Genomic DNA, 18,439 nt, shown 5'->3' on the forward strand with positions numbered 1-18,439 from the left:
ATCAGCTCGCGGTGAGTGAGCGGAGAAGGTTTTGCTTCAGTTGTTCGAGTTCCTCCTTGTCGAAGGATCTTGTACCATCGGCTAGCGAGACCGTCAGGAACATGGCGTTCAACAGCTGGTCCGTTGCGAGATCCTCATTTTTAGCCAGCCGTTCCGCGAATTCCTGGATGAGGTGACGTCTCTTATTCGTGCGATCCTCATCCTCGTACTTGCCCAGCTGTGATTCGACGATGTCAGCCAGTTGTGTCTCGGAGGGCTGGGTAACGTTCAATCTGATGCAGCGGCGCAGAAAAGGAGCAGGAAAATCGCGCTCAGCATTCGAAGTGATGACCACAAAGGGAAATTCGCCGCACACGATCCTTCCGTCGGCGATCGTGACCAGATCTCCAAAGTAGTCTCGCACCCGGACTTCATGCGCATTCGTGCCCCGCTTCCGGGATCGGGCTGTCGTCGGCTTCGGCTTCAGGCGCACGAGCTCGGGGATTTCATAGGTACCCTCTTCAATAACGTTCAGCAAATCGTTGGCGAAATCCAGATCGGACTTGTCGATCTCATCGATGAGGAGAGGCCGCGGCCAGGACTGGCCCATCAGCGCTGTACCCAAGGGGCCAAGGCGGAGGAAGTCCTCCACAGGCGGATCCTTTGTCTTGCTCGCTTGGAGGCGGCCAACCGCATCATACTCGTAGATCCCGCCCTTCACTGTAGATTTCGAGGAGATCGGCCAACGGATGACAGATCCAAGGCGGAGTTCGTAAGCAACTTTCGAAATGAGGGTCGATTTGCCAGTTCCTGGCCTGCCGGTAAGGAGCAGCGGGCGCCTAAGATAGAGGGCAGCATTGACAGCCATCCTCATCGGTTCAGTGGGAATAAAGGGGTCGGCCCTCTTCTTCTCGGAGGCCAAGTCCAGCCCCGCGGGACGCGATAATTGGCTGTTGCGGCCAGAGAACCGCCATGGCGGCGCCGGCGGAAGATCGTAGAGCCTGTCGGTCTGTTCTGCGTCTTTGCCGGTAAATATCTTCCAGTCTTGTGTCATGTGCTCGTTCGCGAAGGAGATGAGAGCTTCAAAAATGGCTTGAAATCAGGATCGTCCCATAGCAAGGCCCCGTGCACCGCCAACTCGTTGCATTCCTGCCGTCCGTTACGAATCCAGCTTGGAAGGTCTTTGAGCTGACCCACACCGGCTAGGGCGTCTAGAAGATATTTCTTCAGTGCGATCGTCCAGTCTCCGCCGCAGGCCGGCTCCTTCTGAAGCCAATAGGCGTAACCAACTCCGCGCAGCACCACGCGTCTTAGAATATCGCGGCGCCCTGTTTCCGCGTGAGGATCGGGCCCGCAAATGAAGCCGGCGTAGCAGAAGCCTTGATCACCAGAAAACATCTGCGGCAGCTTGGTTGCTTCGCTCGGAATCTGTACGAGCTTGATCTTGTCCGGAGAGCATTTCGCCATTGCCTGCTTGTAAGCCAGAACGGCTTGTGGCGGCGGATCTTGATAGGCTCGGTACTTGTCGCGCAGCACTACGACGTAGTGCTCACCTAGTTCGCCCTCGTTGGGCCGCGGTATTTTGTGGAATTCGTGATGAAAGAGGAAAGGCCGCACCACGAATTGGATCTCGCTGATCTGGACTCCTTTCTGAACCATGGAGTCGAGCGCGCTGTTCACGGCAGCGCTCAGCTCATCCCAATCCGCTAGCTGCCGTTGGAAAGGCGGAACATTCAGCCACTTCCCCGCCCGCGTGCATGCAAATGCGGAAAGAAGCGAAGGGTCTGCGCGTTCGTTGCCGTCAATTTCAACGATAAGCAGCTTCTCGTCTGCTTCGGCGGCTAATCTTTCCCTGACCGAGTTTCGCCGGTACGCGAGAGGTGCTGGCAACTCCTCGAGCCACCGTTTCAGAGGCGCGCCCTCGGGATCGAAACTGAGCCTCGTCACGAATTGCAGGAAGGCGTCCGATATGTCCGTAAGGTCCTCGGCATCGAACATTTCCGCGAGTTCGGCGAGCATCTGGACCAGGTCGGGATCACCTTCCACTGGCAGTCTCAAATCTGCAAGGGTCGCCTCATAGGAGTTGCGGATTGCTTGCGAACTCAGATTTGCGCTGGCAAGCAACGCCTGCATCTCCAATACATGGGGCGGATATGACCGTGCGGAGGCTCCGCCGAACCGTCGGCCTGCGATCTTGTCGCCTCGTCATCGGCATCAAGCGTGAACGGCTTCAGCTTGGCTTCATCCAGCTCAGGTAGGAGTGTCTTGAGCACAATACCCGTGTCAGGCCAGGTTTTCTGCCGACCAAGCCAATCCAGCGCGACGTCAGAAAATCCGCCTCTGGAGTACCCGCCTTCCCGTGTGGCGAAAGCTGCGACCTGTCTTGCGTGCCGTTGCCCGCTGACCGAAAGCTGGTCCGGATCAATCACGTCGCTGTACCTTGCGCAGACGTCGACCAGAAAGATCTGCTCGGTGAAACAAGTGTACTCCGGATGGGAGCCGAGCCGGCGGAATCTCCGTGTGGCATTGAAAGTGCGGTCATCGCATCTCGCGGCATCGTAGTCGCTGCAGAGAAGGATCCGATCTCCTGCGCCGGCATATCCATGTCCGCACCAGTATAAGAACAGCCGCGAGTCCGGCGGTATCCCAGCTGGAACGGAGGCCAGTTCATTGAGAATAGCCGCCTTCGTCGGTTCCTCCAAGACTGTTATGCCCTCGGCCCGAAGTCTCTCGATGTCCACTTCGCCCCTATACCCGTCCGACGATGAGGTCCGATTGACGAGAAGGTGAATGTTCTTTGCCTTGGCGCCCATCCCCAAGAGGTGACGAGCAGCAGTCATCGCATTACTAAACGGCGAGGAGATATCGATTCCGCTACGGGAATATTTCTCAATTCCAACGATTACGGCCACAATCTCTCTCATTATTCCTGCCCGGTGATGAAACTTCTGATCCTGGTCCAGACGACTTCGTTGCCAAAGTAGGCGCTGTGAGATTCAGGGAAGGGTTGCCCTGAGGCGACCTCGAAATCGATCGCATTGGGAAAAATTCTCGAGGCGAAGAAACTCAGAAAATCATTTCTGTCGAAGACATTCAGCCATCTCGGAAAGCCTTCGCGCACTCAATCTTGCTCTTAATAGCACAGGGGAACAAATTCCGTCCCAAGCTGCACTCGCTGGCCGTTTTCTCGGCGACCTCTAAGCTCTTCTCGTAATTGCCAAGCCGAACACCAGTGCCGTGCACGAGAAGAATAGATCCTTGCGGCATGATAGGACTCCGCTGATCACCACCTGCACGAGCCTACCGCGCCCCCTGCACGTCTTCAATCGGTGGCGTGCTGTTTGAACGCGGACGGAACGCGCACGCTGAACCTACTGAGCCAGGCTATTCCCTTGCCAGCCCACTCGTCCCGACGACAGGGACAAACGGCCGCTCGCTCGCGCGGCCATTTTGCTTCGATGAGTCGCGTGCGCGTCCCAGAAACACTCTAACTAACATATTGATCTTTAATTTGATTTCGTCGGAAAAATTGGGGCATCCCTGAGTAGAACTAGGGTGCCACCGCGCCCCACGCAGGTCAGCAGATCAGACCGCCGGGGTTCCGGACGCGCACGTCGTTCGCGGCTCCGCGCCTAGCTCGCCGGCTCGTCCGCCCCCTTTCCGAAGGCCAAACGCGAGCGGGAAGGTTTCGGCCGAAAGAGACTCGAGCGCGATCTGCTCTTCGGTGAGGCGTTTTTCGATGAACTGACGCTCCACATCCGACAGGTTCGACTTCAGCAGGCGACGATAGCGGTGGATGTTGTTGCGGTAAGCACGAATGCGGGCGAAGTATTCATCGAGCATCCTGGACGCTCCTGACGTCGTCGCAATGTCTACGAAGAGATATTCAGGCGAGCATGTCGCTGGTTAACGCGCTGCCTGTCGTCGCATCGCGGAAACCGTTCGGCATGGCAGCTCGTAATATCATTCCTAGCATCTCCATTTCGACGATCCGCAGCGTTTTTCGCTCGCCATGCGCCGATTTTCTGCTCCGCTAGTCCCTCAAACAGAGCTGGACGCTTGTAAGACGCAAGGAACGGTTGGCAGGCCGCGGGTGGCGGAGGCTTATCGCCAACAAGCTCGTCCGTCGGTATTCTCTCCCGGCGAGCTGAACATCATCTGCCGATGTGCTATACGGAGCTTCGTTGAGAACAGGTTTGTTTGAGAGTTTCGATGTCTCTTTCGATTGGATTGATTGTGGACGGTTATGTGAAACTAAACAACCGCAGCGCGCTGGAGAACCTTCTGACGCATCGGCGGGAGCTACTGCTGAAGTTGAACCGTGTAACCGGAATTGATCCGACGGAAGCCATCGCTCAGGTCAGTCAAGAAATCACAGTGATCGAAAAGGCACTTGCGGCGCTCGCACGGGAGTAAAACCTCTGCGCGGACGGATACACCTCTGCGAGCTAGCCGGGTCGCCATGCCGCAGGCGACGCGACCGCGACCGAACCTAGAGAACAGGCCAGGATCTTCAGCACTGCGACTTGTAAATTCACCTCAATGACAAGCGAGGTCCTAGATCTATCGCCACATCGTTGGCGCTTTGGAAAGAGCTTCCTGACCTATCTGTCTAAGCAGATCGGGCCGCGTCTCACCTCTAGTGGCGGCCTCCAGGATTTTGGAAGCAACGTAGGCGCGGACACCGGCGTCATACGGTGAGACGTTCTCGCAAACCTCCTCCAGGATCGTGCGCAGGAGCGCGGTCGTGACACCGTCCAGCATTGGGAGATCTCCCTCATCCCATCGAGGAAAATAATGGACATTTGCTGGGCCGCAACGCAAGCACATCAGATCGCGTGAGGCTTTGTGACTGCAGGTGAGCCGATTTTCACGGCGGTGCAAATTGCGGCAGCTCGCTTAATCGGCCTGCTTTTGCTTTTCTCGTCGCCCCTCTCTGGCTTAACTGACAAGCTTGGCGAAGCTCAGAGCCCAACGCGACGCCCTGCGATTACGCAAGGCATGCTGGGACTTCTATTGCGCGCCGGACTGGCTGACCGGCTGCGGCTGGCCAATGTGTTCGGACGGCGCCAGTTCGGTTGCCGATCTCATCAGGTTCAATTGCGGTCAGAGGATTTGCCGCTTATCGCGCCTGCCGCGTCCAACCAAGCCCGAGCGCTTCGCATCTTGCACTGCAGAGGGACGTCGCGATCAATTGTTGGGATGAAGTATATCTTCGCGTCAAAAACCAGTGTCAGCCCTGTCTTGGCGCCGAAATCGCGCCAAGATCTGACGCCACGATCAGTGACCCGTGACTTGCCCCCTAGCCGGTCGGCTCGCGATCGTGAAGCGATTTCATGGTTACGGACGTGTGGCGAATAATTCATCGCACGTATTGGCAGCACACGATTTTGAGCGATCCTCCTTTGGCAATGCCCGCTTACAGGCGGATGATCTCAGTAGCGACTTGCGCTTTGGACATATAAGCCTGTCTTAGCCGAAGGCCCAAGCACGGGCACGCGAACGTCGTGTGAAAATTAATCGGAGGCGCTGCCGTAATGCAGGATTTGAGCGCGGGAGCGGGGCTCGTCGCATTAATCGATATTGCCATTTTGTTACAGTCTCCGCCCAGAGCGATCACATGCAGCCGGAGCGCGGCATATTCCGCGGCCACATTGTAAGCCATTACTGCAACTGAGCATGAGCCATGAGCCAGATGGCGTCGCCGAACGTGCGGTCGCATCAGCGAGCTGGGCGCGAACCCTTTGAAGGGAGTGAGCTAGCAAACCAGCCCGCCGCGGCCTGCATGTGAAAACTCCAATCTGACGGCGAGGCGCCTCGTTCAGCGAAGAGAAGCGACTGGGCTGTTCAGACTTTCTGCTGTGTTTGTCGGAACGGAAAGGGAGCCACATGAATCATCTCGGCAGCAGCCAACGTCGCACAACATCTGTGATGACGGCCGAACAGTACGAGCTGGAGCGCTGCAGCCAGGAAATTGCGCGCCTCAAACAGCTGGTTGTACGACTTTCTGAAATTGCTTTGCGCCACGTCGTATAAAGCGTGCAAAGCAGTCAGAATGGCCCGGAACGTCTGAGCGAGCCGCCAAAGTCATAATACGAAAAGCGAACCCGCGCTTGGCTGCTCTCTGCAGAGTGGAGCGGCTCCGTCTCGCTCCACTTGAGCGGAGAGCCGATCAACCGACGTCAAGTGCTCGAGTGTGGGGCAGTTATTTAGGACGTAAAGGAGCAGTTTCGGATCGCGTTCGAGAGCTCTTTCAGGATGTTTGAGGATTTCAGCGCCAACTGATCGGATTCGACTGCTTCTGAGCGCAGTCGCTTGCGGATCTGGCTACGGGCTAGTCATCTGGAACGCAAGTTCGTCACATTAGTTGATAGCTCGAATCTCTACAGAGGAGAGAGCTTGTGGCGAATGCAGGTGAGCGAGGCCGGCCGATCGCGCCGTTGGTGCTTAGTCCGCCGGAGCGGGCGTACTTGGAGAGACAAGTTCGTCGTCATCGCGTTGCCCGATCGCTATCTGAGCGCTGCCGCGCGATCCTGCGGTGTGCGGATGGCTTGCCAAGCAAGTCTGTGGCTGTCGAACTCGGCCTCCACGAACACACCGTCGGCAAGTGGCGCCGCCGATTTTTGAAGGATCGCTGTGATGGCCTGCTTGACGAGGCCCGCCCGGGCCGCCCTCGAACCATCAACGACGATCAGGTTGCTGAGGTAATTGAGCGGACATTGCGTACAACGCCACCCGACGCGACGCACTGGTCGATCCGCTCAATGGCTGCGGAAACTGGCTTTTCCCACACCACGATCCGCCGAATGTGGACGGCGTTCGGCCTGCAGCCGCACCGCAGCCAGACATTCAAGCTGTCGAGCGACCCGCTGTTCGTCGACAAGGTCCGCGATATCGTCGGCCTTTACCTTTCCCCACCGAACCGAGCCCTTGTCCTCAGTGTCGATGAGAAAAGCCAGATCCAGGCCCTGGATCGCGAGCAGCCGGTCCTGCCGATGATGCCGGGCGTACCGGAACGGCGCACGCACAGCTATGTGCGGCATGGTACGACCTCGCTGTTTGCCGCGCTCGATGTCGCCTCTGGATTCGTCATCGGCAAATGCTACAAGCGCCACCGGGCAGTCGAGTTCTTGAAGTTCCTCAAAGAGATCGACGCTCAAGTCCCTGAAGGGATCGATGTCCATATCGTCATGGACAACTACGCCACTCACAAAACACCCAAGATCAAAGCGTGGCTCGCCCGTCGGCCGCATTATCATGTCCACTTCACGCCGACTTCCGCGTCATGGATCAATCAGGTCGAACGCTGGTTCGCTGAGCTCACCCGAAAGCAGATCCAGCGAGGTGTTCACACCTCCGTCAGGCAGCTCGAGGCCGACATCCGTACCTTCATCGACCTGCACAACAAAAATCCCAAGCCCTTCAAATGGACCAAGTCCGCAGACCAGATTTTGGCTTCCGTCAAACGCTTCTGCCACAAAGCCCAGCAGACCTTATGTGGCGAACTTTAGATTCACGTGACTAGCTCAGAACTACATTGTCGATCAACCGAGTCGAGCCGACGTACGCTGCGACACAGAGCACCGCCGGATAGCGCAGCGGGCTCTCGGCAATCCTGAGAGTCCCAGCGTCGACAAGCTCAAGGTACTGCAATCGATCGATCAATTCCAAATGCTTTGTTGCAAGCGCAATCAGCGTTGCCGCGTCGCGCTCCCCTGAGGCAAACTCTTGCGCTGCGGCGAACAAGCCACGGCTGATCGCAAGGCTCCGACCGCGTTCTTCCGGGCTGAGATAACGGTTTCGACTGCTCATTGCCAGCCCGTCCGGCTCCCGCACAGTTGGCACGGTGACAATCTCGATCGGAAGGTTCAGATCAACCGTCATGCGGCGTATCACAGCGCATTGCTGAAAATCCTTCTGTCCAAAGTACGCGAGGTCCGGCTGCACCATGTTCAATAGTTTGCAGACGACAGTCGCTACACCACGAAAATGTCCGGGCCTGAAACCTCCGCAGAGCGGTTTTGCGAGTTCGCCCGGCTCGACAAAGGTCTCGAACTGAGCCGGATAGATCTCCTCTGCACCTGGCGCGAAGATGATGGAGGCGCCGGCATTACGGCACAAGGCTTCATCGCGCGCGAAGTCGCGAGGGTACCTGCTGAGATCCTCATTTGGGCCGAACTGAGTGGGGTTGACGAAGATGCTAACGACAGTGACGTCGCAGTGTCCACGGCTGGCCGAGATCAGGGACAGGTGGCCATCGTGCAGGTATCCCATTGTCGGAACGAACCCAATGCGCTTACCGGCGTCGCGGACGTCTGCAAGGGCCCGACGCAGCTCAACGAGCTTCGTAATCACTTGCATTTCTTACCTTGCTTCAGATTGAATTGGAGGGCACCCAATTGGCGATGGCATCGCGAAGCTGATCAGGAAGCCGATAGCACTCCTCTGAGCCCGGGAATGCACCTTTGCGAATATCGGCAGCCCAGCGCGACAGCGCCTCCTGGAACAGCTGGAATCCATTTGTATAGGCACGAACGAATTTGGGGCGGTGGCCTTCGGTTAGCCCCAAAACATCATGGAACACGAGCACTTGGCCCGAGCAATCGGGTCCTGCTCCGATTCCGATGGTGGGTATCGTGAGAAATTCGGTCGCTCGCGCCGCGAGCTCGGCAGGGATCCCCTCCAGAACTAAAGCGAAACAGCCGGCTTCCTGCAGACGGTGCGCGTCGTCGAGCAGCCGCAAGGCGGTATCCGTTGTCCTTCCCTGCACCCTGAAGCCACCCATGACGTTGACGCTCTGCGGGGTCAGACCGAGATGTCCCATCACAGGAATTTCGCAATCGACCAAGGCGCGTACCATCTCGACGCGTTTGGCACCACCCTCGAGTTTCACAGCATCGGCGCCACGCTGCAGAAAACCTCCTGCATTGCGAATCGTATCCTCAGAACCGACATGAAAGCTCAGAAAGGGCATGTCGGCCACAAGCAGGGCATGAGGCCTCGTGCGCGCAACAGCCTCCAGGTGATGATTCATCATGGCCACGCTGACGGGCAGCGTGTTGTCGAATCCCAGACAGACGTTTCCAACGCTATCGCCGACCAGGATAATATCGACAATGGGATCCGCGATGCGCGCCGCAACCGCATCGTAGGCGGTGGTCATCACGACACGACGTCCTTCATCCTTCCACTGCTGCAGTGCCGGAATCGTGACACGTTCTAGAGGCTGCTCTGAACTGTGGCTCATATCGAATCCGCTCCCCACACACCGTCGGCGCTTCCTAGAGAAGGCGGGAGAAACCTGTCAATGGCATGGAGGATGGAAATCCCAGTTCTCTAAAACTGGAGAACAGCGCAAAAATAGTGCAATGCTCGCGCAACCATGAGCCAAGACCTTCCTCATCACGATTTCACCACCCGATGGCTCGTCTTCCCCTACAGTTTCAGCGACTATGCCGGCCGGAGCCTCTATCGAGGAGCGGCGCTCGCGACGAGCCACCATCTGCACGCGTTTCTGGGCTGATTGCAGTCTCTCCAAACGGTGACGGCTCGACCGGACCCAGCTGGAGATGCGCGCAGTGGGGACTCCGTTTTGGGGGCCCACCTCCGTGCCTGCCCTAGGGGTACTCGTGAGGCTCCTGCTTCGGCGCCAGCGCGCCGAGCAAAGCAAACGGATGGCAGGCCAGGAACGTCCAAAGCTGACAGGCCGCTGTGAACGCAGCGAGAGTCGCAGTCGAGTAGACGTCGTCGCGAAGGCGCTCAGACCGAGCCAACCTGCCGGCCCTGTAGGCCCTGAAGTCGATTATTTTTGCCGATGCTTCTGTCACTTGATTTCCACGCGCTCTATAGGGCCACTCGAATTCGCAACAAGTCCGACCAGGGCGGTACCGGCACAGCTCGGCCCAGTCCTAAGCCGCTCGCAACCATCGAAGCCATTTCTGATCGGCCTCCCGTCGCGCCTTGAAGCGGTTGACGCATTTCTTGGAGCAGAGGGCCGTTCGCCACCAATAATGGCGGATCAGCCCAAACTTTCCGCCGCATATCGCGCAGCATACGGCTGAATAGTCGAGGGAATTACGGGAGCCAACGTGCATTTCTCGCCTCCTGTCGACATTTACTTGGGAAGCCCCGCTGCCCCTCACGGCAGCACCACGCACGCACCAACGGTGCGGCCGCCCGGCGGTCCGTCTTCCTGGTCTTGCAGCCATCAAAGAGCCTTGACTCTGATGTGCGGCTGCCTTGCGAAGCAGTACTTTCCACAGAATGCCTCGCCGAGAATTTCCTCAAAGATAGTGGATTTCTCTATCGTGATTGAGACAATTCGCCCGGCATTTCAGCTAAATGCTGCGCGTTCATAGCCAGTCCGCAGGATTGCTGCGCCAGTTGGGTCAGGAGCGATTAAAGCAAGTGCTCAAAGCACGATTAGCCTGCTAGCCGTGGGCACAGCATCCTCCTTGCAATTCAAACGGCAGCAATACGGACACGCCGTGCAAGATCCTGGCACTGCAGACGATTGCAAACTTTATGGCACCTCACATCAGCAAGTCCGCAGCGTCCCGGATCGCAGCATAGATTTCATCGAGATCGGCCGCCGTAACGCAGTAAGGAGGCATCACGTAGATCGTGTTACCGAGTGGGCGTAACAGCAGATTCCGCGCTTGGAAGAAAGCCAAAAGCTTCGGCCCGATGTCCGCCAGATAGCCGGCATCGCTCGTGTTGAGTTCGAGCGCTGTGACTGTTCCTGTGCGTCGGACGTTTGCGAACCGTGAATCGGCGCAAAATGGCGCGAGTGCCTGTTCTTGCATCCTGGCCAAGGATGCCACCCGCCTGCGATATTCCTGTTGCTGCCACAGGTCCAGATTGGCCTTGGCAGCGGCGCAGGCCACTGGATTGGCCGTATATGAGCTCGAATGGAAAAACGTACGCGTGCGATCTTCAGAATAATGCGCATCGAAAATATCGGCACGACAGAGTGTGACGGCGAGCGGCAGCGCCCCAGCCGTGAGGCCTTTCGAATAGCAGGCAATATCGGGCGTGACATCGGCCTGCTCACACGCAAACAAGGTACCCGTCCGCCCCCAGCCGGCCATGACCTCGTCCGCAATGAACAGGACGTCGAAGGCTTCGCAGATTCGCTTCATCTCTCTTAGCACCGAGGGAGAATACATCAGCATTCCACCGGCACCCAATATCAGGGGCTCCACGATAAAGGCTGCCGGATGTTCGTTTCGACACGCGTTTTCAAGCGCATCGAGCGCTATTTGCTCACGATCTCTTGCCGGGAACGGAATCGAGGTCACCTCGAACATCAGCGCCCCGTAAGCCGCATTGAAGACGCCTCGGCTACCCACCGACATCGCCCCGATCGTGTCGCCATGGTACGAGTGCTGCATCACCACAATTTGGGTTCGCTGTCTTCCGGTATTGTGCCAGTAGCCGAGCGCCATTTTCAGCGCGACTTCGACGCTGGTTGATCCGCTATCGGAGAAGAACACATGCTCGAGCGCCGGGGGGGTGACCTTCAATAGTTCCGTCGCAACTTGCTCAGCCGGGTCGTGAGTGTATCCGGCGAAGATGACCTGGTTGAGCTTGCCTGCCTGTTCTCGGATCGCGTTCACGATGCATGGATGGCAATGGCCGTGGGTCACGACCCACCAGGAGGAGATTGCATCGATAAGGCGTCGGCCATCTTCGGTGTAGAGATAGGCCCCCTCTCCCCGCAGCACCTTCGTCATGTCCCGCTGTAGAGCGTGCTGCGTGAACGGGTGCCAGACCGGCGACCTCTTGGCTATCGTCATAGGTTCAGGAAATCACTGCCAAGAAAGGAGTCTTTGAAAGCGGCCTGCAGCCTTTCGTCCGTGAGGGGAACAAGCCACGGGAGCCGCCCCAACCAGCGCACTCTTCCGATCTCGCAAATCGCGCTTTCAGTTACGGAGTTTCTTTCGCCAATGAACGCAATTCCAAGGATTCGAATCTGACGCTTCCGCAGAGCCTCTATGGAGAGCAGGGAGTGATTGATTGTGCCCAGTGCCGTCCTGGCGCAAAGCACGACGGGAAGCTGCCAGCGTTCGAAGATGTCAATGTAAAGTGTGCGCGCTGTCAGCGGCACCATGAGTCCGCCGGCGCCCTCAATCACGAGCTGCCGCTCGCCGCTGTCCGGCAGTCCAAGCGTCTCCGTGTCTATGCGAACGCCATCGATCTCCGCGGCATAATGAGGGGAGGCAGGCGTCCGAAGTCGATAGAGCTCCGGGACAATGCGATCGGACGAGAGGCGGCCGAGGCGGCGGACGCACTCGGAGTCGGTCTCCTGTTCGAGCCCAGCCTGGACCGGCTTCCAGTAATTCGCGCCGAGAAGGCCGGCGAGCCCTGCGGAAAATACCGTTTTGCCGACCCCGGTGTCCGTACCAGCCACGATGATCCGCTTATTCATCAAAACGAGCCCCTCGTCACCTCAACAAGCGCATCGAGCATTGCGCGCACGTCAGCTTCACCAACGTTGAGTGTCAACGAAATCCGCAAACGGGCGGTGCCTGGTGGGACGGTTGGCGGCCGAATTCCGCGGATGTCGAAGCCGCGCCCCTGCAGAGCAGAGGCTAGTCGCATTGCACGAGCATTGTCACCCACTATGTACGGCACGATCTGAGAGGTCGACGGCGTGTGCAAACCAAGGGAGGTGATCTGCCGATGCGCGAACGAAACAAGTTCGGCCAGCCGTTGCTGCCGCTCCGGCTCCTCCCGCAGGATGAGGAGTGCCTCTCGAACGGCAACGGCCATCAATGGTGATGGGGCCGTGGCAAAGATAAACGGACGGCAGCGATTGACCATGAAGTTGCGTAGGATGCCGGAGGCTGTAACAAGTGCACCCGCCGCACCGAGCGCTTTGCCGCAAGTATGAACGACGATGAGATTGTCGCGCCTCTCATAAGGGGCCGTGAGCCCTCGTCCCTGAAGCCCGTAAGCTCCTGTGGCATGAGCCTCATCCACGATCAGAAATGCGTCATGGCGATCGGCGATTGCCACCAACTCTTCGAGTGGAGCGAAGTCGCCATCCATACTGTAGAGACTTTCGGCCACAATCCAGACGCGGCCCGCTCCACCTTTGGTTCGCCAATCGCGAATTGCATCTTCGATTGACTGGGGATCATTGTGCGCGTGAATTCGGCAGTCTGCGCGGCCGGCTCGCGCCCCCTCGTGAATACTGGCATGCACGAGCGAGTCGAGAACGAGCAGATCGCCGCGCTGCGGCAGCGTTGTCAGGAGAGCAAAATTTGCGATATAGCCGCCTCCAAAGAAAAGCGCTGCCTCCGCGCCAAAGAACTGAGCCGCCTCCGCTTCGAGCCGTTCATGCTCCTCGCAATTGCCGCGCAGAAGCCGCGACCCGCCGGCTCCAACCGGAGCGCCCGCCTCGAGCGCGGCGACTATCGCCTTTTTGATGCGGGGGGCGCTCCCGAGCGCCAGATAGTCGTTTGATGCGAAATCGATCCCCACGCGCGGCTTGAGGCAGCGCAGCCGTTTATCTTCGTTCAAGGCATCCAACGCTGCGACGTAGGGACTAAGTCTAGCTGCTTGCATTGACCGCATTCATCGCTCCCAGGATCGCATCAAATCACGCAAAAGATCCGTTGACGGTTGAAGAAGGATGGACGGCCCTTGAGGCTCAACTTGCCAGGATGCGATTGTCTTGGTCCACACGCACAATGCGTGGCTTGAATATCTTTGCTTCGGCCTCGTCGAATGAGGCATATGCAACGATAATGATCTTGTCTCCGGGCATTGCGATCGGGCGGCCGCACCGTTCAGGCTTATCGTGCCAGACCTCGGCGGCGCCTCGATCACGTAGGTGGCAAAGCGCGTCCCTGTTTCGACATTGTAAATTTCGACGCGCTCGTTGATCAGCATTCCCGCCGCCTCCAGGAGCGTACGATCTATCGAGATCGAGCCTTCGTAGTGCAAATCAGCTTCGGTTACTGAGGCGCGATGGATTTTACCCTTCATCAAAGCTATCTGCATTGTTCACCTAGGCGGGATGTAGGGGCAACATATTGCGCGCACTGCTTCCCTCCGGCGAGCCCGGACGTGATGCCGAGCCGGGCCAGCAGATCCGCATCACGGTCAACTTTCGGGTTTTTGGTGGTCAAGAGCACGTCGCCGATGAAGATCGAATTTGCTCCGCCCAAGAAGCAAAGCGCCTGCAATTCATCGCTCATGTATTGCCGCCCGGCGGACAAGCGAACCACACTCCTTGGCATCATGATCCGCGCGGTCGCCACCAGGCGGACCAGCGCGATCGGATCGGGAGGCTCCGCGTGGTCTTCCACCGGCACGCCTTCGATCTTGTTCCACACGTTGATCGGCACGCTTTCGGGATGGTTAGGAAGATTGGCGAGCAGCACGAGCATACCTAGGCGGTCCTCGATGTGCTCGCCCATGCCGATAATCCCGCCGCAGCAGATCTTGATGCCGGCATCGCGCACATGCGCCAGCGTATCGATGCGGTCCTGCAGGCTACGGGTCGTGATGATCTTGCTGTAAAACTGGGGTGATGAGTCAACGTTGTGATTGTAGAAGTCAAGGCCAGCCTCGGCGAGGCGCGCGGCTTGGCTCGCTGTCAGCATGCCGAGCGTGACGCACGTTTCCATGCCGAGTCGCTTGACCGCGTTGACCATGTCGCAGACGGAATCGAGATCGCGATCTTTTGGCGTGCGCCAGGCCGCGGCCATGCAGAAGCGCGTCGCGCCCGCATCCTTCGCGCGCCGCGCGCTCGCAACCACATCGGCGCAATGCATCAGACGGGTGGCCTCCAGGCCGGTCTCGTAATGCGCGCTTTGCGAGCAGTAGCCGCAGTCTTCCGGACAGCCGCCGGTCTTGATGCTGAGCAGGCTCGCGGTTTCGACGTGGTTTGGATCGAAGTTCTTGCGATGAGCGCGCTGCGCCTGAAACACCAGGTCGGCAAAAGGCAGGTCGTAGAGCGCCTTCACCCGTTCGACGTTCCAATGATGACGTACCTGCGCCCCTTTGCTTGCTTCCTTCCGGTGGACTTGCGCAGCAGCATCCATAATCCAATCCCGCTCAATTGTAGATAATCGCATGAATTATCTATAGTCATCACTCTCGAAGAGATGCTAATCGAGCTGCCTCGCAAATGCACCGACTATTGCGGTAGATAATCTATGATCACTGCTGACAACATGACGACGGTCGCGCGCATCGCGGACTCAATCGCTGATCGCATTATCAGCGGCGCCTTAGAGCCAGGCGCGCCACTGCGTCAGGATCACGTTGCACGAGAATTCAATTCCAGCCACGTCCCGGTGCGCGAGGCCTTTCGGCAGCTGCAGGCACAACATCTTGTTGTCGCTGTGCCACGCCGCGGTGTTCGGGTTGCCCCGCTCGATACCCATTCAGTGAAGGAGATCGCCGAAATGCGCGCTGCGCTGGAAGTGGTGGCATTGCGCCATTCGGGGCCAAGGCTCACAACAGCTCATTTGGCTCGGATCGAGCTCACCGTGATTGAAGGAGACAGCGCAAAGACGATCGAGGAGTTTGAGATGGCCAACCGCGCCTTTCACCAAGCCTTGGTCGCGCCGTGCGGAATGCCGCGTCTGCTCGCGAGCCTCGATGGACTGCAGCTTGCCAATTCTCGATTGGTGTTCGCGATGGCGCGATCGGTGGGCTGGCGACCGCGCTCCAATCAAGATCACCGCCTGATTCTGCAAGCCCTGCGAACGCGCAATATCGATCAAGCCTGTAACCTGCTGACGCGGCACATTCAATCCATTGAGCGCCTTACCCTTCCGGCGTCCTGAACAAATCTGGCAAGCTTCATTGCGGATCGCAGACGATCGCAAGCGACGATCATGCGGTAAGCGACTGGCCTCATTGCAACGGGTTCTATTTCCAGATAGTTATGCCCCCGCTAGCGACATCTCCGGACGGCCATGATTCGTCACATCGTCTTCTTCAGCGCCAAGGACAAGGCGCATATCGACCAGATCATCGAAGGTCTTTCGCGTCTCACCGCGATACCACATGCGCGCCGGCTTGAGGTTGCCCGCAACCGCAAGACCGATCAGCTCGGCAACGATATTGACATCGTGGTCTATGGGGAGTTTGACAGCGAGACGGAGCTCGCAGCGTACAAAGCGCACAATCTCTACCAGGAGTCGATCAAACGGGTCCGACCGCTCCGCGAGCTGCGGTTCGCGGCCGATTACGATGTATCACTAGATACTCCTTTCGCCTCAACGGCAGGATGATCGAGGTGCCGTGGCAGCAAAAGGTCCACCGCCGGGTTAACTTGGCAATGGCCTCAAGTTTCGTGCCATCGGAGACCGGCGTCGCTCTCATCGGGTGGGGCAACAGATGGAATGGCCCTTTCACGACGTCAGCGGCCAGCGGCCGATAATCCGATGTACGTTCGCGAGTTGCAGTGGGTTGAACCTTTCACAGCGATGCGACGTCTTGGGCATCGCTCGCATCTCACGTTTCTCGATAGCGCAGCAAGGCACGAGCTGCTTGGCCGCTACTCATATGTAACGTGCGACCCGTTCAGCACCTATAGGGTCGCGAACGGCCAAGCCAGATGGAACGGACTGACTCTCGAGGCCGATCCATGGAAGGTCCTTCGCACGCTACTCGCGAAGTACCCGCAAGAGTATCGTCCCGATCTCCCGCCATTCCAGGGAGGAGCGGCAGGCTATCTTGCCTACGACATGAACAGGACATTGGAGCGATTGTTTGCGCCGGCAATTGCCGGTCTGGGTTTGCCCCAATCCATCCTGCATTTCTATGACGTGGTCATCAGCTTCGACCACCGGGATAACAAATGCTGGATCGTCTCGACCGGATGGCCGGAGCAGGATCGCGTGCGACGGAGCGACCGAGCGCGTCGTCGGGCCGATGAGTTTGCAGCATTGCTTGACGGTCCAATGGCGCCACAGAATGGTTATCCCAGCAAAGCAGGCGCTTGGAGCTCGAACTTCAGCCGCGAGGGCTACATTGCGGCGGTACAACGCGTGATCGACTTGATCCGGGCGGGTGACGTGTTCCAGACGAATATTGCGCAGCGCTTCAGCACCCGCCTGCCGACCTCGTTTGATCCGCTCGCCTTCTATTGCCAGCTACGATCATTGAATCCGGCGCCTTTTGCGGCCCTGCTGCGATGGGGAAAGTTGACCATCGCCTCAAGTTCGCCGGAACGATTCCTGAAGCTTAACGAGCAACAAGTCGAGACACGACCCATCAAGGGCACGATCGCACGTTCGCCTGATTTCAATGAAGACCACCGCCGTGCGGCTGTTCTCCTCGCTTCTGAAAAGGATCATGCCGAGAACACGATGATTGTGGACCTTTTGCGAAACGATCTGTCCCGCGTTTGCACGGCGCATTCGGTCGAGGTTCCGGCTCTATGCGATCTCGAGTCCTATGCCTCGGTGCACCATCTCGTGTCGATCGTTACGGGGGCACTTGCCGGAGGGGAAGACGCCGTTAGCCTGCTCCGTGCTTGCTTTCCGGGGGGCTCCATTACGGGAGCGCCAAAGGTGCGGTCGATGGAAATTATTACAGAAATCGAGCGCATAGCGCGGGAGATCTATTGTGGTGCGATCGGCTTCATCGGCTTCAACGGGCACATGGACACGAGTATTGCGATCCGCACTGTCACGATCGACGGCGACATGGCTGTGTTTCATGCGGGCAGCGGTATAACGGGCTTGTCGGAGCCCGAGGCCGAATACGAGGAAACGCTCGCCAAGGCAGAGCGAATCTTTGATGCATTTGGTTCTGAACGAGCTGGCGCATTTTGATTATCATCATCGATAATTACGATTCGTTCGTGTTCAACATTGCCCGCTATTTCCACAAGCTCGGTGAAGCAACGGAAGTGATCCGAAACGACGCTATCAGCATTGGCGAGCTCGTTGGTCTCAAGCCGCGCGCGGTGGTGATATCGCCCGGTCCCTGCACCCCAACTGAGGCAGGAATATCGAGAGCAGTGGTCCGCGAACTTTCAGGACGCGTACCAATTCTCGGCATCTGCCTTGGACATCAGTGTATTGCTAGCGCTTTCGGAGGACGGGTTGCGCGCGCACAACGGCCCATGCACGGTCGGCGCTCATACGTTGCGCATGACGGCCGAGGGTTATTCAAGGGGCTGCCAACCCCGCTTGACGTTGGGCGCTACCATTCTCTTATCGTCGAGTTTGAGCAGTCATGTACGCAGAACCTCATAGTGACAGCGCGTTCAGAGGAAGGCGAGATCATGGCCCTCACGCACCGCTATCATCTCACCTGTGGCGTCCAGTTCCATCCCGAGTCGATCCTTACCTCACAGGGGGACGTCCTGCTTATGAACTTCTTGCGACTCGCAGAGGATTTGCGAAACCACGCGGACGAATGAGAGGCTCGGCCTGCCGATCAAGATGGTGCACCGTTGGTGTCCGCGTCTCTACGAGCACCGCCA

At 58.0% G+C, this 18,439-nt stretch carries 18 protein-coding genes and 1 pseudogene; 7 read left to right on the forward strand and 12 right to left on the reverse strand.

What is annotated here, in order from left to right; all coding sequences use genetic code 11:
- Position 1: 1 nt before the first annotated feature.
- From AAFG16_RS38885 to AAFG16_RS38900, 4 genes are all read right to left on the reverse strand, one after another.
- On the reverse strand, positions 2–1,033 hold the full coding sequence (locus tag AAFG16_RS38885; RefSeq protein WP_342733937.1) for a MoxR family ATPase: 1,032 nt from the start codon (positions 1,031–1,033) through the stop codon (positions 2–4).
- Positions 1,030–2,112 carry a hypothetical protein gene (locus AAFG16_RS38890; protein ID WP_342733939.1) on the reverse strand — a complete coding sequence of 361 codons (1,083 nt, stop codon included), beginning with the start codon at positions 2,110–2,112 and terminating at the stop codon, positions 1,030–1,032. The genes AAFG16_RS38885 and AAFG16_RS38890 overlap by 4 nt, the downstream gene beginning before the upstream one ends.
- Complete coding sequence (locus tag AAFG16_RS38895) at positions 2,082–2,903, reverse strand: hypothetical protein (RefSeq protein WP_342733941.1); 822 nt, start codon at positions 2,901–2,903, stop codon at positions 2,082–2,084. Before AAFG16_RS38895 ends, AAFG16_RS38890 begins: the two co-directional genes overlap by 31 nt.
- A gap of 661 nt (positions 2,904–3,564) precedes the next feature.
- A complete protein-coding gene (locus AAFG16_RS38900) occupies positions 3,565–3,822 on the reverse strand; it encodes a hypothetical protein (RefSeq protein ID WP_167336577.1) in 258 nt (85 codons plus the stop codon).
- Positions 3,823–4,191: 369 nt separating this feature from the next.
- Between AAFG16_RS38900 and AAFG16_RS38905 the strand changes: the two genes are divergently transcribed.
- The gene (locus AAFG16_RS38905) at positions 4,192–4,395 is read left to right on the forward strand and encodes a hypothetical protein (protein WP_194389448.1); all 204 of its coding nucleotides are present in this window, start codon (positions 4,192–4,194) and stop codon (positions 4,393–4,395) included.
- 147 nt (positions 4,396–4,542) lie between these two features.
- On the opposite strand, the gene AAFG16_RS38910 is transcribed toward AAFG16_RS38905, so the two are convergent.
- Positions 4,543–4,743, reverse strand: a complete 201-nt coding sequence (locus tag AAFG16_RS38910; protein WP_167381163.1) for a hypothetical protein — start codon at positions 4,741–4,743, stop codon at positions 4,543–4,545.
- Between the two features lie 1,125 nt (positions 4,744–5,868).
- On the opposite strand from AAFG16_RS38910, the gene AAFG16_RS38915 reads away from it, so the two are divergent.
- On the forward strand, positions 5,869–6,015 hold the full coding sequence (locus AAFG16_RS38915) for a hypothetical protein (RefSeq protein WP_342733947.1): 147 nt from the start codon (positions 5,869–5,871) through the stop codon (positions 6,013–6,015).
- A 365-nt stretch (positions 6,016–6,380) separates the two neighbouring features.
- A complete protein-coding gene (locus tag AAFG16_RS38920; protein WP_080137402.1) occupies positions 6,381–7,490 on the forward strand; it encodes an IS630 family transposase in 1,110 nt (369 codons plus the stop codon).
- A gap of 10 nt (positions 7,491–7,500) precedes the next feature.
- Here AAFG16_RS38920 and panC read toward each other — a convergent pair whose 3' ends face one another.
- From panC to bioB, 7 genes and pseudogenes are all read right to left on the reverse strand, one after another.
- Entirely contained in the window at positions 7,501–8,340 is an 840-nt protein-coding gene (gene panC, locus AAFG16_RS38925; protein ID WP_342733951.1) for a pantoate--beta-alanine ligase, read from the reverse strand.
- A gap of 13 nt (positions 8,341–8,353) precedes the next feature.
- Positions 8,354–9,226, reverse strand: a complete 873-nt coding sequence (gene panB, locus AAFG16_RS38930) for a 3-methyl-2-oxobutanoate hydroxymethyltransferase (RefSeq protein ID WP_342733953.1) — start codon at positions 9,224–9,226, stop codon at positions 8,354–8,356.
- Positions 9,227–10,511: 1,285 nt separating this feature from the next.
- Positions 10,512–11,777: an adenosylmethionine--8-amino-7-oxononanoate transaminase gene (locus AAFG16_RS38935; RefSeq protein ID WP_342733955.1), complete on the reverse strand. Its 1,266-nt coding sequence runs from the start codon at positions 11,775–11,777 to the stop codon at positions 10,512–10,514.
- Positions 11,774–12,409, reverse strand: a complete 636-nt coding sequence (gene bioD / locus AAFG16_RS38940; RefSeq protein WP_342733957.1) for a dethiobiotin synthase — start codon at positions 12,407–12,409, stop codon at positions 11,774–11,776. Before bioD ends, AAFG16_RS38935 begins: the two co-directional genes overlap by 4 nt.
- Positions 12,409–13,560, reverse strand: coding sequence for an 8-amino-7-oxononanoate synthase (locus AAFG16_RS38945; protein WP_342733959.1), 1,152 nt, complete (start codon positions 13,558–13,560; stop codon positions 12,409–12,411). The genes bioD and AAFG16_RS38945 overlap by 1 nt, the downstream gene beginning before the upstream one ends.
- A gap of 76 nt (positions 13,561–13,636) precedes the next feature.
- Positions 13,637–13,989: pseudogene (gene panD / locus AAFG16_RS38950) on the reverse strand (aspartate 1-decarboxylase).
- On the reverse strand, positions 13,980–15,035 hold the full coding sequence (bioB, locus tag AAFG16_RS38955) for a biotin synthase BioB (protein WP_342733961.1): 1,056 nt from the start codon (positions 15,033–15,035) through the stop codon (positions 13,980–13,982). The pseudogene panD and the gene bioB overlap by 10 nt, the downstream one beginning before the upstream one ends.
- A 114-nt stretch (positions 15,036–15,149) precedes the next feature.
- Between bioB and AAFG16_RS38960 the strand changes: the two genes are divergently transcribed.
- The 4 genes from AAFG16_RS38960 to AAFG16_RS38975 all read left to right on the forward strand — a co-directional run bounded on the left by AAFG16_RS38960 (position 15,150) and on the right by AAFG16_RS38975 (position 18,376).
- Complete coding sequence (locus AAFG16_RS38960; protein ID WP_342733963.1) at positions 15,150–15,785, forward strand: GntR family transcriptional regulator; 636 nt, start codon at positions 15,150–15,152, stop codon at positions 15,783–15,785.
- A 132-nt stretch (positions 15,786–15,917) separates the two neighbouring features.
- Positions 15,918–16,235, forward strand: coding sequence for a Dabb family protein (locus AAFG16_RS38965; RefSeq protein WP_092220779.1), 318 nt, complete (start codon positions 15,918–15,920; stop codon positions 16,233–16,235).
- Between the two features lie 153 nt (positions 16,236–16,388).
- Positions 16,389–17,783 (forward strand): aminodeoxychorismate synthase component I, encoded by a 1,395-nt coding sequence (pabB, locus tag AAFG16_RS38970; protein ID WP_342733967.1) that lies wholly within the window; start codon positions 16,389–16,391, stop codon positions 17,781–17,783.
- Complete coding sequence (locus tag AAFG16_RS38975; RefSeq protein WP_283081602.1) at positions 17,780–18,376, forward strand: aminodeoxychorismate/anthranilate synthase component II; 597 nt, start codon at positions 17,780–17,782, stop codon at positions 18,374–18,376. Before pabB ends, AAFG16_RS38975 begins: the two co-directional genes overlap by 4 nt.
- Positions 18,377–18,439 lie beyond the last annotated feature (63 nt).

This window comes from Bradyrhizobium sp. B117, assembly GCF_038969555.1.
Taxonomy (GTDB): Bacteria; Pseudomonadota; Alphaproteobacteria; order Rhizobiales; family Xanthobacteraceae; genus Bradyrhizobium.

Coding starts and splice junctions, on each gene's coding strand:
- AAFG16_RS38885 (WP_342733937.1), bottom strand. CDS start 1,033: ATGACACAAGACTGGAAGATATTTACCGGCAAAGACGCAGAACAGACC.
- AAFG16_RS38890 (WP_342733939.1), bottom strand. CDS start 2,112: ATGCAGGCGTTGCTTGCCAGCGCAAATCTGAGTTCGCAAGCAATCCGC.
- AAFG16_RS38895 (WP_342733941.1), bottom strand. CDS start 2,903: ATGAGAGAGATTGTGGCCGTAATCGTTGGAATTGAGAAATATTCCCGT.
- AAFG16_RS38900 (WP_167336577.1), bottom strand. CDS start 3,822: ATGCTCGATGAATACTTCGCCCGCATTCGTGCTTACCGCAACAACATC.
- AAFG16_RS38905 (WP_194389448.1), top strand. CDS start 4,192: ATGTCTCTTTCGATTGGATTGATTGTGGACGGTTATGTGAAACTAAAC.
- AAFG16_RS38910 (WP_167381163.1), bottom strand. CDS start 4,743: ATGCTGGACGGTGTCACGACCGCGCTCCTGCGCACGATCCTGGAGGAG.
- AAFG16_RS38915 (WP_342733947.1), top strand. CDS start 5,869: ATGAATCATCTCGGCAGCAGCCAACGTCGCACAACATCTGTGATGACG.
- panC (WP_342733951.1), bottom strand. CDS start 8,340: ATGCAAGTGATTACGAAGCTCGTTGAGCTGCGTCGGGCCCTTGCAGAC.
- panB (WP_342733953.1), bottom strand. CDS start 9,226: ATGAGCCACAGTTCAGAGCAGCCTCTAGAACGTGTCACGATTCCGGCA.
- AAFG16_RS38935 (WP_342733955.1), bottom strand. CDS start 11,777: ATGACGATAGCCAAGAGGTCGCCGGTCTGGCACCCGTTCACGCAGCAC.
- bioD (WP_342733957.1), bottom strand. CDS start 12,409: ATGAATAAGCGGATCATCGTGGCTGGTACGGACACCGGGGTCGGCAAA.
- AAFG16_RS38945 (WP_342733959.1), bottom strand. CDS start 13,560: ATGCGGTCAATGCAAGCAGCTAGACTTAGTCCCTACGTCGCAGCGTTG.
- bioB (WP_342733961.1), bottom strand. CDS start 15,035: ATGGATGCTGCTGCGCAAGTCCACCGGAAGGAAGCAAGCAAAGGGGCG.
- AAFG16_RS38960 (WP_342733963.1), top strand. CDS start 15,150: ATGATCACTGCTGACAACATGACGACGGTCGCGCGCATCGCGGACTCA.
- AAFG16_RS38965 (WP_092220779.1), top strand. CDS start 15,918: ATGATTCGTCACATCGTCTTCTTCAGCGCCAAGGACAAGGCGCATATC.
- pabB (WP_342733967.1), top strand. CDS start 16,389: ATGTACGTTCGCGAGTTGCAGTGGGTTGAACCTTTCACAGCGATGCGA.